This window comes from Pseudoalteromonas sp. P1-13-1a (assembly GCF_001401875.1).
Lineage (GTDB): Bacteria > Pseudomonadota > Gammaproteobacteria > Enterobacterales > Alteromonadaceae > Pseudoalteromonas.
In genome coordinates this window covers 77415-91350 of the sequence record NZ_LKDV01000004.1, presented here as the reverse complement: position 1 = coordinate 91350, position 13936 = coordinate 77415, and the positions used below count along the sequence as shown (strand labels likewise).

Genomic DNA, 13936 nt, shown 5'->3' with positions numbered 1-13936 from the left:
TGAGGAACTTACCGAGTAAATTGCTTTCAGTTGATTCCCAAACAGCCTAAAATAACCAACAATTCATATAGTTACCAATACCTTCCCCCATTTAAAAATCACCTATACAGTGCAGTTGTAAAATTTTTGTTTAATTTCGTTTGACTTATTAAGCTGTGTTCCATTATTGTTAAAGTTAATTGTTAACAATATTTTGATGACAATTAAGGTCCCAAAATCAAATCATTACTGGCAACGTCGTCTAAACACAATATTTAGGTGTAAAAATGATAAATACAAAATTTAAGTTAAACGCAATTTGTATCGCTATGCTGGTGTCAACACCACTGGCTTATGCAGAGCAAGAAAATACAACTGATGTAAATAATGATGTAGAAGTTATTCAGGTTACGGGGATCCGTAGTGCATTGAGTAAATCTGCTTCAATAAAGCAAGATTCATCAGGTGTAGTTGATGCTATATCCGCTGAAGACATAGGCAAACTTCCAGATACTAATTTAGCAGAATCATTACAGCGTATTAGCGGCGTATCTATTGATAGAGCCAATAACGAAGGTAACCAAGTAACAGTGCGTGGCTTTGGCCCAAGCTTTAACTTAGTGACGCTAAATGGTCGCCAAATGCCAAACTCGTCTGTAATACAAGAAGCAGGAGTTTCACGTAGCTTTAACTTTAGAGAGATTGCTGCAGAGAGTGTCTCAGGCGTATCAGTTTATAAAACGGGTAAAGCGAATGTCGCATCTGGTGGCATTGGTGCCACGATTGATATCAACACTGCCAAACCGTTTGACTATGATGGATTTAAAGCGTTTGCAAATGTAAAAGCAATTAATGATACCAGCTCTGAAAAATCAAGTGTAACACCCGAAGTCTCAGGTATGATCAGCCAAACGTTTGCAGATGATATGTTTGGTGTGCTGTTGTCTGTTTCACATTCTGAGCGTGAAAGTGGTCGTGAACGTGTGGGTACATCACAAGGTTGGGAAAAGAATCGTGCAAAGCCTTCACAGGTTGATAGCAGCGCTATTGATACTACAGTCAATCCTACGGGTACTTACTGGGTGCCGTGGACACCAGAAATGGAGCGTTTTGAGACTGAACGTACCCGTGACAATGCGCAATTAGTGTTACAGTTTGCCCCATCAGAAAAATTGACCGCAACATTGGATTATACCTTATCGCGATTTGAAGAGATTAGTGAAACCAATAAAATGGCATTTTGGTTTGATAATCCTGGTGGTACGGCAGATACTAATGGTACTTTGATCGATATTACTAATCCAAACGATGAATTGAATTTTTGGGCATGGGAATTATACGAGAAAAAAGAAAACGATTCTTTTGGTTTAAATTTAGCCTGGCAAGCAACAGATTCACTAAAATTAAGTTTTGACGCGCACGATTCAACATCACATTCTAATCCTGATGGTAACACGGCTGAAACCATCGCCAACCTGAAAAACATTCCTGGTTCAGTTGCCATGATAGGGGCTAATTTCTCTACCGAAGTACCTAGTATAACCATTGATGATTCGACTTTACCCGGCGGTGCATACGCGCAAGAAAATATTGTATCTGATTTATACCAGCGCCGTGGTTATGAAATGGAAAACAATATCAAGCAGTTTCATGCCAGTGGTATGTGGGAAAACTTAGAAAGTGGGGCTATATCGGCAATTCATTTTGGCGCAATGTATACCGATTATCAGATTGATACCTATTTGTCTGAGCAATTTTCATTTGTTGATATTCCATTAGATAATTTAGGCATGACATTTGATGATGCGACAGGCTTTGCTGACGAGTTTTCAGGCTCGGACCAATTGTTTCCATATATGCCAAGGTACAGCGCACAAGATTTTGTTGATATTGTAAAAGCTGAAGGATTGTTTAGAGAACCAAATATTTCAACCAATGGTGTTCAAGAGCAAACTCTTGCATTTTATATTTCGTTAGATGTAAACACCGAATTTAATAACATTCCTATCGATATGAATGTGGGGGTACGTTATGAAAGTACAGATGTTACAGGTTATTCAGTTAAACCTGAAATTATTGCCCTTAATTATCGCCATGAAGAAGAACTGCGCCCATTCTTTGCCTCAGAGGCTACTTCGCAAGAGCTAGATGGTAAATATACCCGTGTTTTACCTAACTTTGATTTAAGTGCTGATTTAGATAATGGTTACAAAGCACGTTTTTCATATAGCCGAACATTAGCGCGAGCAAGCATCAGTGCTATGTTTCCATCTACAACGATTAATGCACGTCCAGAAGGGCCATTTAAAGCCTCGCAGGGGAATCCAAGTTTATTACCCATAACCTCAGATAACTTTGACTTCTCGTTTGAATGGTATGGTGATGATGGTAGCTACGCATCAGTGGGTTATTTTAAAAAGTTTGTTGAAAACTTTATTGGTGCTGGTGTAGTACAAGGTACATTAGATGATATAAACGGTGAGCCGCTTCGCGATCCAAGTGTTAACCCTCGTCCAGGATGTCCTGACAGTAGTGATACACCAAATCCTGCATGTCTCAGTCAGGCTTCTGATCCTGTTGTAATATTTGATATTTCTAAACCTGACAATCTGCAAAATCGTGAAGTTGATGGCTGGGAGTTAAACGGTCAATACATGATTGAAGATACTGGCTTCGGTGTGGTTGCTAACTATACCTTAGTTAATAGTGATGAAGAGTTTGAACCCTATAATTTTGATCAAACGATTGCTCTGACGGGCTTGAGTGACTCAGGTAATTTGGTAGGCTTTTATGAGAATGATGATTTTCAAGTTCGTCTTGCATATAACTGGCGCGACGAGTTCTTACTTTCATTAGGAACAGAGCCAACATTTACTGAAGCATACGGTCAGTTAGATTTTAACTTCAATTATACAATTAATGAGGCATATTCAATTAATTTTGATGCGCTGAATCTAACTAATGAAACTGTTCGTCGTCATGGTCGCTTTAGTGAGCAACTCATCTCTGCTGAGCAATACGGCCCACGTTATAGCATAGGTTTTACTGCTAAGTGGTAACTGATCGTTAATTATGAGCAAGGCAGCTACTGGCCTTGCTCTTTTTGGATTTGCTCTATAGCAATAAAGAGGTTGCTATGAATAATCACTTACAATCAATTGTGGTTGTTGGCGGTGGAACAGCAGGCTGGTTGAGTGCAGGGATCATCGCTGCTTACTTACAAAAACACCATAGTCTTAATTATAAAATTACCTTAGTAGAATCATCAGATATCCCAACGGTGGGAGTAGGAGAAGGGACTTGGCCCACCATGCGACGTACATTACAAAATATGGGCGTTGATGAAGCCGATTTTATTAACCAATGTAATGTGTCGTTTAAGCAAGGCGCAAAATTTGCAAAATGGCATACAGGTAAAGAAGACGACTTTTATTACCATCCACTGATGATGCCGCAAGGCTTTGTAGATAATAGTTTAGCTGCAGCTTGGCTAACCCAAAACACTGATTCAGCCGAATCTTACAATCACTTTGCAAATTTTGTTTGTCCTCAACACGCTTTGTGTGAGCACAATTTAGCACCTAAAGCCCTAACAACAGCGCAATACAGTGGTGTGGCAAATTACGCGTATCATTTAGATGCTGGCTTATTTGCTACATTTTTAAAAGATCATTGTATCAACAACTTAAACGTAACACATGTGATAGCCAGTGTTTTATCGGTAAATAATAACGTCAATGGCGATATACACTCATTAAGTTTGGATAATAACACAACGCTTTGCAGCGATTTATTTATAGATTGCTCAGGGTTTAAATCTTTATTGTTAGGTGAAAATTTAAAAGTTGGCTTTAAATCATGTAAAGACATTTTATTTGCTGATAATGCATTAGCAGTACACATGCCGTATGAAGGTGATACTCAGACAATTAGTTCACACACCATTTCTACAGCACAAACAGCAGGCTGGATATGGGATATTGGTCTGCAAACACGCCGTGGAGTAGGGCACGTTTACTCAAGTCGCCATATCAGTGAGGAAGAAGCCAAAGAGCAACTTTTTGATTACTTAAATATCTCGCCGACTAAGCGCGCCGACTTTAATGTTAAAAAAATTAGTTTTGAACCAGGACACCGAGAAAAGTTTTGGCACAAAAACTGTGTAGCAATTGGTTTGTCGGCTGGCTTTTTAGAGCCATTAGAGGCATCGGCCTTATTGCTGGTGGAAATATCCGCTAACTTTATAGCAGAGCAATTACCGGCTAATCGGCAAGTTATGGATATAACCGCCGCGCGATTTAATCGTACTTTTAACTACCGTTGGCAGCGTATTATCGACTTTTTAAAGCTGCACTATATGTTAAGTGAGCGAACCGATAGCCTTTTTTGGCAGCAACATTGCGCTGAGAAAAGTATCCCACAAAGCTTACAAGATAACTTAGCACTATGGCGAACACATATCCCTAACGATAACCACTTTGATTATTCTGTTGAGGTATTTCCGGCAGCAAGTTACCAATACGTATTGTATGGCATGGGGTTTAAAACGGCGACGACTCATTATGGTAATCATCCTAGTGCGATTAAAAAAGCGCAAAATCTAGCAACTAAAAATAGCAAAGACACGGCTGAATTAGTGAATAAATTACCGGATAACCGCACATTATTAAAACAAATAAAACAGTATGGTTTACAAAAAATTTAGCTAAAAACCCGCATTTAAATGAGTAACTTTACGATGACAAACGCAACATTATTAGATAAAAATACACACGCAAACTTATATATAAACAATGCGCGCGCTGGTGAATTTGGTGACAATATTAATTACATTCCCATAGTTGCTGATGAGCTAAAGCAGTTGGTGTTAGATTACCCTGTGTACTTTATGAAAAACCCACAAACAGGCCAGTTTGAATTGTATGTTTTGACTGGATTTACAGCGGGAGAGAATTTATTTTTGCACCAAGGAAGCTGGCGAGCACAACACATACCACTGCATATAAAGCGTCAGCCGTTCAAGTTAGGTTTACGTGATACGCCAGAAACACAGGCATCGGATAACGGCTTCGCGGTGCTTATTAATCAAGATCATCCACGTGTTAATACAAATACAGGAGAGCGAATTTTTGATCCACAGGGAGAGCCCACGGCCTACTTAAACGCTGTTTGTGAGCAGTTAATGATGCTGATGCACGGTAGTAAGCGCACTAGTGCATTTATAACGACCTTGCTAGAGCATGAGTTGTTAGAAGCCGTACAACTGAGCCTCACTCAACATGGGGGAAAGCAAACGTATAATGGTTTATACGCCATTAACGAACAGGCATTGGCGCAGCTTGATATACAAGCACTTAAGTCATTACACGAAATGGGTTATCTACAAGCCTGTTATATGATCATCGCTTCAACAGGTCATATACAGAAGTTACTAAACTGGAAGAGCGAACTTTAAAATTACAGATGTTATGGGCCGTTTTGAGCGAGAAGCAGACGGTCGGTTAAACTCGGTTTTGGACAAAGGCGAGTTATATGCATAACACGTCGGTGGACAGAAATAATTTAGCGCCGAAGTATGACTCTGTGCGAAAAATAGCATTTATAATTAACGGCGAAGGAGCTCAGCCTGCTATTTTTCGTACTTTGGTTTAGGCACTTATTATAACTCAATTAGTTACAGGCCACGTTTATTAATGATAGTGGCTAACTTTAAACCTTTTCGAAACTCTGTAGCGTAACTTTCGTTGCGACCGATTGATAAAGCGAAATCAATTGGATCAATTTCTTTCAATTGCTCCGCATATTTAACAACAAGGTACATATTTACTGCATCTTTATTTTTATCCAATGCGGCTTGAGCAACTTCATTTTTAATATGTTCGATTAATTCACTTGTATCCACGAATGCTCCAAATTTTGTTTTCAGTTATAACAGCTTATTATAATTCACACTTCGATAAGTGATTTCCAATCAATATAATCAGCCAAATTTTTAATTTGGCTGTAGTCAACGAAACACCCTTTAAATGGAGTGTCTTCTACAATTTCAGAGAAAATACTTTCAAACTTTTTCAAAACTGCTTCTGAATTGGTACAACTTTCAAAGGAAATTACATGATAATTACCATAGCACTGATCTGGAGGGATTAAATCAAAGTAACGCTTTGGGCTCCTAGGTTTTTCGGGATTCGATTTCGAAATAATAAAAGTGAAGCCACCTTTTCCTTTACCTATTCTAATCCAGCCTATCGCATGATTTTCTCGCCAACTCCTTCCCATTTCCTTAGCTAATTGGTCTTTCATCATAAACTTCATTCTTGCACTAACATCTCCGCTTGTTTGATCTTCAAGTTCTGAGACTCTTTTAGTGAAAGCTTTTTCGTACCGTGCTTCAAATTGCTCTTTTGTTTCTTTATAAATCGGTAAATAAAAGTACATAATTTCCTCCATGACCAACGCCCTGTTGAGGGCTGAGCAACGCAATATCAAAGCCGCATACCACCTTAAACACTTAAACCAACGCATAGTAAAAATGCCACGCGTTGCGAATCCCTCTTAAACAGTTTGTTATGTGCCTGTTTTATCGTAATTTCCTTGGACGATTCTCATTGCTGACTCGGCAGCAACGTTGTAACTGTCAAACTCCTGCTTGTAAAAATAGAAAAACGCGACCCCAAATTCGGCTAACTCAATAAATATAAAGTTATTTGTAGAGTGGAAAAAGTGAAAATCTTTGTTTGTAGTATGGATAACACAGAGAGAATTAAGCCTCTTTACCTTTGATTTCACGCTTAATACTTGCAGTGCAGAGCGAAGATTCGAGAAAACTTTTGAGGGACTTGTATCCATAGGACCTTGAAACATTGCTATTGGCATTTTGCCAATAAAAGGTATGTACTCCGCGCCTTTTACCTTGTTTAGGTTTCTTCTAAGGTCAAGAACTTGGAATTTGTACTCTAAAGTTTCTAACCATAAAACGATTAACTCTAAGGTATCTTGAGAGAACTCTTGCTTGCTCACATCAATTTTTTCAAATTCATGCTTCAAAAGCCTTTCCAAATAGCCAAGCAGATTCGAATTGCAATCTTTGCATGCCGGTAGCGTCGTCTTGTTGTATGTTTGATAAGCGCCATTAGTCGTTGTATTGAATGTTCGTTTTGTACAGCGATTATAGACCCACTGAGGAATCACATGCTCTTTAGTCAATTGATCTGTAGAACCGCAAATTATGCATATATTTGCAGAGTGATTTGCAATAATTGTATCAATTACTTTCTTCTTATTTGCCCTGATTTTCTTTCTAAACTGAATCAGCTTCAACTGAATACTCATTTCACAAATGATTCCTAACTCACTCAGGGGCATAACAATTTTATACGCCCATCGCGCATCTTCCTGCCGATGTTACGCGCATGTATTAATAAATCTATATTTAACAAATAACGTAACACAATGCCAACTATAATATCTTTATTGACACTAGAGGTATTCAGAAAAAGAAGATACGCTCATCGATCATTTTTTTGAATATATGCGCGAGCTACACAGTGTGGAAATCAATTAACTCTTATTTTAAGTCAAACTCAATATTTAGCTATTTCTGAAAAGTCGATATTAGGGCATTTATTCCAACTCACTTTGGGGCAGAAACGATTTACGACTGATAGCACTAAGCCGAATTTCGGCAAAGAGCGATTAGCGGACACTGAAAAAGCTAGATTTATCCCTACTTCTTTGAGTAGGAGTCTAATTTTGTCCAATAACATTATTAAACGCCGTTTTGGTGCAAAATAACCAGCTTAATTCTCAGCCATTATAATTACTTGTTTACAAAAGTAATTATTGGTGAAATTATCAAGGTATGTAATATAAGCCATTTTGGTGTGTTGTAAACGACCAAAGCGGTGTTCAATAAGCTGTTAAATGATTAAGGAGATACTGTGAGCAAAGAAGCTCAAGTTGAACAGGAAGCAACTTTAGAAAGGTTGCCAGCAGTGCCGCCTGGTGATGTTGATGCATTGAAAGCTTTGTTCAAAATAGCTTTAGAAAAAAGAGATTTTGAAATAACTCAACTGGTTCAGAGAAATAACTTCTTCATGATTTTTCAAGGTGTTCTCTTTGCTGGTGTCATGCAGTCAAGCCATACTAAACCAGTAGTTACACTGCTTGTCTGTATAGCTGGCTTGCTAATTTCTCTTTTCCAAGTTGGGATGGCAAGTGGTGCAAAATTTTGGCAAGAGTATTGGGAAGAGGCACTAAAAAAGATAGAGGGTAGATTGTTGTTACATATCCATCGTACCGACGATTCCCGTCGTGAGATCTGGAGTTTATTTCATGACAGAACTGCTATCTATGATGAGATTGTAAACAGGCGTCTGCATTCTCATAATAAAAGCTTTATGTCGATTACGTCTTGGCTGGTAGCTAAAAGATTTTCTGTAAGTCGAATTCCGATTTATGTCGGTCTATCATTGTCCATTATATGGGCTGTAATGGTGTTTATAGCAGTTGATATCGACTTTACAGGTATAAACATACAAGTTAAAGGCTTCAATTAATCGTCATTTAACAAGTGCCTAAACCAAAGGACGCAAAACAGCAGGCTTGCGCTCCTTCGTCGCTAATTTTAGCCTGCTATTTCGCGCCGGTTAGGCAAGTGTTAAAGCCACAAGGAGATCTAGTGCACGAAGAAATAACATTGCTTGTCAATGCCATTGATGGATTAAGGCAAGAACCTAATTATTTTAAAGACTATGCCTTTCCAATTGCGAGTGCATTCTTCACCTCCATTCTTGGTGCAGGAATAGCCTACCTAGCTCTAAGGCACCAAGAAGGCATTCAAATTGAAAAAAATAAGATGGATGCTGCGAATAAATGGATTCTTTCTGCTGAAGAAGCACGAGCAACCCTTCTAGCCATCAAAGGCAATTATCACGGTGAACTAAATGAGAACCCGCTCCAACGATTAGCCGCGATACCAAGCATTTTGTTTCATGCAAGCCCGATAGCTGAGGGCTATCAAGATCTTTCATTCGTGGTGCCATCTAGCGAAGAAGATGGAAAGAGCTATCACAAATGGAGTCAGATACCACGCATTAGATCAATGGTTAGCAATTACAACTATATCCTTAAGCTCTGGGAGCAAAGAAACGGAATCAATCAGCAATTTAAAGAGCAGCTATTAAAGCACCACGGTGACAAGGCATATGCCACCTTATCACTCGACGATACGGTAGCTGCTGTTGGACAAGCGAATGTTGTAATTCTAATTGACTTGACCGAAAGGCTAATAAAGCTAACAGATGACTTAATCGTCGAGTTTGATAACTTTCTGTCTGAGTTCCCTGGTTATGCAAAAACGAAGATTCAGGTTAAGCGTTTAAAAAGATATGGGGCGATCATGACCTACTCTAATAACGGAAACCAAAAACTACTTGATTTGCTAACAAAGTCGCCTGAGGTCGACTTTAAGCCATTTGAGCCTTTATTTGGTGAGTCATCAGAAATTATTAAAAATAGGCATGTAACAGGCTATGAAAAATAGCCTTAACAAAGCCAGCCAGAGGGACCAAAATCATTGCCTAGTGCTTTAAAAACGCTTAGAGTTAATTGTAGGAGCTCGTTTTTTAATTGAATTTGGCTGTTAGAGTTATTCTACAGCCTCGTTATGTGTCAGAGTAAGGATATGGAAGAGTCTAGTACTATCAGGGCATTTAAAACCGAATTAATAAAAACTATGCCTTACTGCCCAAACACAAAGGAAGTAAAAGACGAGCTTCAAGCGCAATCTCTATGCTCGGTATTATTTCATTATCTTCATTGGGCATCGAGGTTAATTCCTGTTCGCCCTCGTAGCGCAACAGTTGAACCTTATTTATTAATGGACACTCGATGGGAAGATCATGAAGCAGATGTCTTAAGCTTATTAAAAAAAGTTAAATTAGGTGAAGATTTAACAGGTCATTTATCTAATAAAGTAATGTCTAAAGGTTATACACCAAAAGAGAATATTCTTGCTAAAAACGATTCTTGGGCTGACAAAGACCAGTTATTAAATACCAAAGGCTTTCATCACTTTCATCTTAAAGCAGGGAAAGGAAGTAAAGCTAATGTTGTGCTATTTGCACAAGTATCAAGGGAAACCTTCAAAGCAGTGGCGTTGTTCGATCATTCAGTGTTTGACCATAGCAGCAATGAGATGTCTCATGAGCGTAAAAGAATGTGGGCAATATTTGACGACATGGTGTCACGAGAAATCGCGCCAAATACAGCATATATGTCTAATCCAATAACAATGTCTGGCCACCCTATTCATATTCATTCGATGACTCAGCAATATTGGCATGTGATTAAGCAAGTGGATGGTGAACTCTCTAGTAAGGAGTTTGCAAAGAATATCTATGCAGATACGGATTATTCAATTCCTAAAAAAACCAAATTTAGATGGCTACTTAATGGGCTTGACCTTGGGGTGCTTGAAGTAAAAAGTAAACATTTTTTTATTTATAGATATGGCCATATATAGACACATAACAAGTCAATAAGGTTACGACCGTCTGCTCATGGCACTCTCCAGCCACTCGACAACATAAAACGTTGATAATAATTGGCAAGGTATTTTACTGTGTCGGATGGCGCTTCGCTTATCCGACCTACACTGACACAAAGCGGTCTGACTTCAGATCAAGTCTGAGCTAGTACACATTATGTGTATTTGCAGGTTTTCAAACTAAAAAGCCGCTTTGCAGCGGCTTTGATTCAGCATAAAATTTATTTCATTACTTGATATTGTGTTTAATAGCTTTGATTGCGGTGGCGCTGTCTTGCGCTTTTAAGGCTTCAAGAATAGCGCGATGCTCGTTAACGCATTCAGAGCTTGAGGTAATTCGCTTGTAGTTTAAGCGCATACGCATAACGTAAGGGTACCAAATATTAACCAGCTCTTCGCCACCAGCTTGATAAATTAAGTATTGGTGGAACGATATATCGATTTTTGTGACTTCGGTGTAATCTTCACGTTCAAGGGCATCTTGTAGAGAAGCTAATATATCTTCTAAGTCTGCGATATTCTGGTCTGTTAAATTGCCGTTTAGCTCTGTAACCGCATATTCTTCGATACTTCTACGTAGTTTGATCATTAACTTTTGCAGTTTAGGATCAAGTACGCTGTTTACTGATGCACCACAATTATTTCGTGAAATCAATAAACCTTCTTTCGTCAATTGTAGTATTACATCACGAATAGGGCCACGTGATAGGCCAAAGCGTTCTGCTAATTCTTTTTCATTTAATTTTGTTTGTGGGGGCATCTCACCAGAAATAATATCTGAACGTAGCTGTTCAGCTATTTGATCTTTTACAGATAAAATTTTTGTTGGTTTAGTTGCGGCCATATTTTTTCCTACGTTTATTTTATGCTTTGTTTTTCTTTACTTAGTGTATATAAAAAAAAGCGAATGGTCTATTGTCAACACATTACAATAGACCACTATTTAAGCTTATTTTTTAAATCGGCGCTCGTACATTTCATTATTCACAGTTTTTGCCGCTTCAACCATTTCAGTATAAGGGCGATCTGTGACTGTAATGAAACCAACATTGTAGTTCTCTCCATCATAAGCTCTGCCTGTGATAGGTGAGTCTATGTATTGGAACCAATGAGCGCCTATAAAGTATGGGTTGTCAAAGACTGACCGCATATAGTCAGTGTACATTTTTGCACGGTCTTGTTGATTTGATGCATGTATAAGCCCTGGATGGAATAGGCCAGAATCTAATGCGCCAACATGGAATTCACCAATAATAGTTGGCTTATCAAATTCACTTAAAAATTCCCACTTTTTAGGCTTGATACCTTCTTTGTATGCATTAAAGCTGATCACGTCAACATGCTTTGCTGATGCTCTAACGACTTCAATTGGCATGCCCCAATCAGGAAAACGCGCGCCTAAATACAAGTGATTAGGTAAATGTTTATCCATTGCCGCATCAACTACACTAAAGTATTTGTCGGCGTAGGCGGTTAACATAATTGAAAAGTCAGCAAGTTGATCGTTGTTTTTAACATCTACTTTTACACCTTTATCAAACTCCGCCCATGAGGCTAAATTTAAATGCCACACTTTATTGAGTTGATTAATATCAGTGTATTTTTGCTTCATTAAGCGAGAAAACTCTGCTTTTGTCGGCACTGTTGCTGCATCTCTGCCTAGTGTGTTGATCACAATTCCGTAATGGCTCTGAACAGAGTCAGGGCGGCCAAAGCTTTTTTCGTTATCAATAAACACGCCCACTGCCCAAGGTGAGTTTTTAACCTCTTTAGCGACGTTCTCGACAGTTACATTGGCACGCTCTGCAAAATGGGGGTCAAATACGTCAGGCATTGCTCCCCAAAAATCATTACCACTTGAAACGGTTTTAAAGTCACCGATGATCCAGCCATTAGCAAAGTAGGGCACTTGTTGATTATCGTAGTAACTTGGATCTGTCCAATTCCCAAGTGAAGTGAAGCCCCACGTTATCATGCGTTTTAATGTTACTTCACGCCATTTCTGCATATAGTCGCTATTATTTTGACCATATTTGCGTTCTAGGTTGGCAGAGTAAAAGCTGTAAGTTTCACCATGGGCTAGTGGGCCTGAGTGAGCACTTTTACGATAGCCATAGTGTTTACCCATTGGCTCATCATAACTAGGTAACCATTCAAACAAATCTTTACGTACTTGTGATGCGACAAAGCGACTTGGTAGTGCTTCTTTATTAACTCGGTTTAAGCCTTTTGAGTCTTCAGGCGTTACACCTGACTCGTTAGTACTTTTAAACAGGGATTGATCAAAATCATACCCAGTTAGTGTGGTCGAGTTAGCAAGACGAATAATATCTAAACCTGTTGCCAAATAAAGGTAACCATCAGGGTCGACTAACGACCATTTACCATTGTATTTTGCTGTTCTAAAGTAGCCTGTTCCTTCTAGTTTTGGCCCTTGTGCCCAACCGCCAAAGCGTGAGCGTTCTGCTGGGCGATGAGATAGTAGCTGTCGAGCCTCTTGTTTTTTATCTTCGATTAACTCAGCTTCCGAGTCTACTTTGTAGGCAAAATCTTGTTTTGCATTCTGACCGAACTTATCAACAATGTGGGTTAAAAATTCAGTATCGAATTCAGGGTTAGTACGTAAATCAATTGATTTTATTTGCAGCGCTTTATCATGAAGTGCACTTTGTACACTCAATGAAATTTTGGTGATGCCTTTCAGGTTTAAGTTCTTTTTACCCCACATTGAGATAAATTGAGTTTCGTCTGACTGCCAGGTAGCAGGGTTCGAGCGTAATCCTGAGGTAAAGTTAAGTTCTACACTTTCATCACCATCAGGAGTTGCTAGGTCATGGCCATCTAGCTTTGCATAATATGTATGAAAGTCACCAATAGGCACATTGACTGTACGGGTGTAATTGGCACCGTCAATGTCAGAGATATCTAAGTATACTTGTACGGAATGCTGGCCAGGGTTTGCAAGCTCAAATGCTATATTAAAATCTTTGAACTGGCTCCAATCCCATGGGGTATCGGGAGTAAAGGTTACTCCTGAATAAAGGTTTTGCTCTGAATTAAACGCAATATTTAAAATATTATCGTTATTAGTGACCTGAGCACCGCTGGTTTTTATTTTAACCGCTGTGTCAGCAGTATGCTGGGCATCATCTAATAATTGCAACAGGGTCGAGCTGCTGGTTGCTTTCGCTGCCACGGGATCTGACACGTTATTAGTCTGTTGATTACACCCTGTGAGAGTGAGTACCAGTGCTGTTACTGCTAGATTTTTTTTATATTTCATTATAGTCCAACCTTTTTAACAATTTAACACACCATACACGAAAAAAAACAAATTGAAAATTGTTAACAAAGTGCAATTTTTGTTATTGTCCATTTCTACACTTAAATTATTGATATTAAATACTT

General features: G+C 38.8%; 11 protein-coding genes. 6 read left to right on the top strand and 5 right to left on the bottom strand.

Annotation, left to right across the window (positions count from 1 at the left end; all coding sequences use genetic code 11):
• The first annotated feature begins 266 nt into the window (after positions 1-266).
• The 3 genes from AN391_RS04860 (at position 267) to AN391_RS04850 (ending at position 5434) form a co-directional block, all read left to right on the top strand.
• Positions 267-3038: a TonB-dependent receptor gene (locus tag AN391_RS04860; RefSeq protein ID WP_055014345.1), complete on the top strand. Its 2772-nt coding sequence runs from the start codon at positions 267-269 to the stop codon at positions 3036-3038.
• Positions 3039-3115: 77 nt separating this feature from the next.
• Positions 3116-4684, top strand: a complete 1569-nt coding sequence (locus AN391_RS04855; protein WP_055014344.1) for a tryptophan halogenase family protein — start codon at positions 3116-3118, stop codon at positions 4682-4684.
• Positions 4685-4717: 33 nt separating this feature from the next.
• Positions 4718-5434 carry a SapC family protein gene (locus AN391_RS04850; protein WP_055014343.1) on the top strand — a complete coding sequence of 239 codons (717 nt, stop codon included), beginning with the start codon at positions 4718-4720 and terminating at the stop codon, positions 5432-5434.
• Between the two features lie 219 nt (positions 5435-5653).
• Here AN391_RS04850 and AN391_RS04845 read toward each other — a convergent pair whose 3' ends face one another.
• From AN391_RS04845 to AN391_RS04835, 3 genes are all read right to left on the bottom strand, one after another.
• Positions 5654-5881, bottom strand: coding sequence for a hypothetical protein (locus tag AN391_RS04845; protein ID WP_055014342.1), 228 nt, complete (start codon positions 5879-5881; stop codon positions 5654-5656).
• A gap of 44 nt (positions 5882-5925) precedes the next feature.
• The gene (locus AN391_RS04840; protein ID WP_235576468.1) at positions 5926-6429 is read right to left on the bottom strand and encodes a hypothetical protein; all 504 of its coding nucleotides are present in this window, start codon (positions 6427-6429) and stop codon (positions 5926-5928) included.
• A 117-nt stretch (positions 6430-6546) separates the two neighbouring features.
• Positions 6547-7311, bottom strand: coding sequence for a hypothetical protein (locus AN391_RS04835; protein ID WP_055014408.1), 765 nt, complete (start codon positions 7309-7311; stop codon positions 6547-6549).
• 608 nt (positions 7312-7919) lie between these two features.
• On the opposite strand from AN391_RS04835, the gene AN391_RS04830 reads away from it, so the two are divergent.
• The 3 genes from AN391_RS04830 (at position 7920) to AN391_RS04820 (ending at position 10504) form a co-directional block, all read left to right on the top strand.
• The gene (locus AN391_RS04830) at positions 7920-8537 is read left to right on the top strand and encodes a hypothetical protein (protein WP_055014341.1); all 618 of its coding nucleotides are present in this window, start codon (positions 7920-7922) and stop codon (positions 8535-8537) included.
• A 122-nt stretch (positions 8538-8659) separates the two neighbouring features.
• Positions 8660-9523: a hypothetical protein gene (locus AN391_RS04825; RefSeq protein ID WP_055014407.1), complete on the top strand. Its 864-nt coding sequence runs from the start codon at positions 8660-8662 to the stop codon at positions 9521-9523.
• Between the two features lie 141 nt (positions 9524-9664).
• Positions 9665-10504, top strand: coding sequence for a hypothetical protein (locus AN391_RS04820; RefSeq protein WP_055014340.1), 840 nt, complete (start codon positions 9665-9667; stop codon positions 10502-10504).
• A gap of 253 nt (positions 10505-10757) precedes the next feature.
• Here the strand turns inward: AN391_RS04820 and AN391_RS04815 are convergent, their stop codons facing one another.
• A complete protein-coding gene (locus AN391_RS04815) occupies positions 10758-11372 on the bottom strand; it encodes a GntR family transcriptional regulator (RefSeq protein ID WP_055014339.1) in 615 nt (204 codons plus the stop codon).
• Between the two features lie 105 nt (positions 11373-11477).
• Positions 11478-13811, bottom strand: a complete 2334-nt coding sequence (locus tag AN391_RS04810) for a beta-galactosidase (protein WP_055014338.1) — start codon at positions 13809-13811, stop codon at positions 11478-11480.
• Between the last annotated feature and the right edge of the window lie 125 nt (positions 13812-13936).

What these genes read in the sequence shown, in the direction of transcription:
- AN391_RS04850 (WP_055014343.1), top strand. Translation starts at nt 4,718, where the DNA reads ATGACAAACGCAACATTATTAGATAAAAATACACACGCAAACTTATAT.
- AN391_RS04840 (WP_235576468.1), bottom strand. Translation starts at nt 6,429, where the DNA reads ATGGAGGAAATTATGTACTTTTATTTACCGATTTATAAAGAAACAAAA.
- AN391_RS04860 (WP_055014345.1), top strand. Translation starts at nt 267, where the DNA reads ATGATAAATACAAAATTTAAGTTAAACGCAATTTGTATCGCTATGCTG.
- AN391_RS04815 (WP_055014339.1), bottom strand. Translation starts at nt 11,372, where the DNA reads ATGGCCGCAACTAAACCAACAAAAATTTTATCTGTAAAAGATCAAATA.
- AN391_RS04810 (WP_055014338.1), bottom strand. Translation starts at nt 13,811, where the DNA reads ATGAAATATAAAAAAAATCTAGCAGTAACAGCACTGGTACTCACTCTC.
- AN391_RS04855 (WP_055014344.1), top strand. Translation starts at nt 3,116, where the DNA reads ATGAATAATCACTTACAATCAATTGTGGTTGTTGGCGGTGGAACAGCA.
- AN391_RS04835 (WP_055014408.1), bottom strand. Translation starts at nt 7,311, where the DNA reads ATGAGTATTCAGTTGAAGCTGATTCAGTTTAGAAAGAAAATCAGGGCA.
- AN391_RS04820 (WP_055014340.1), top strand. Translation starts at nt 9,665, where the DNA reads ATGGAAGAGTCTAGTACTATCAGGGCATTTAAAACCGAATTAATAAAA.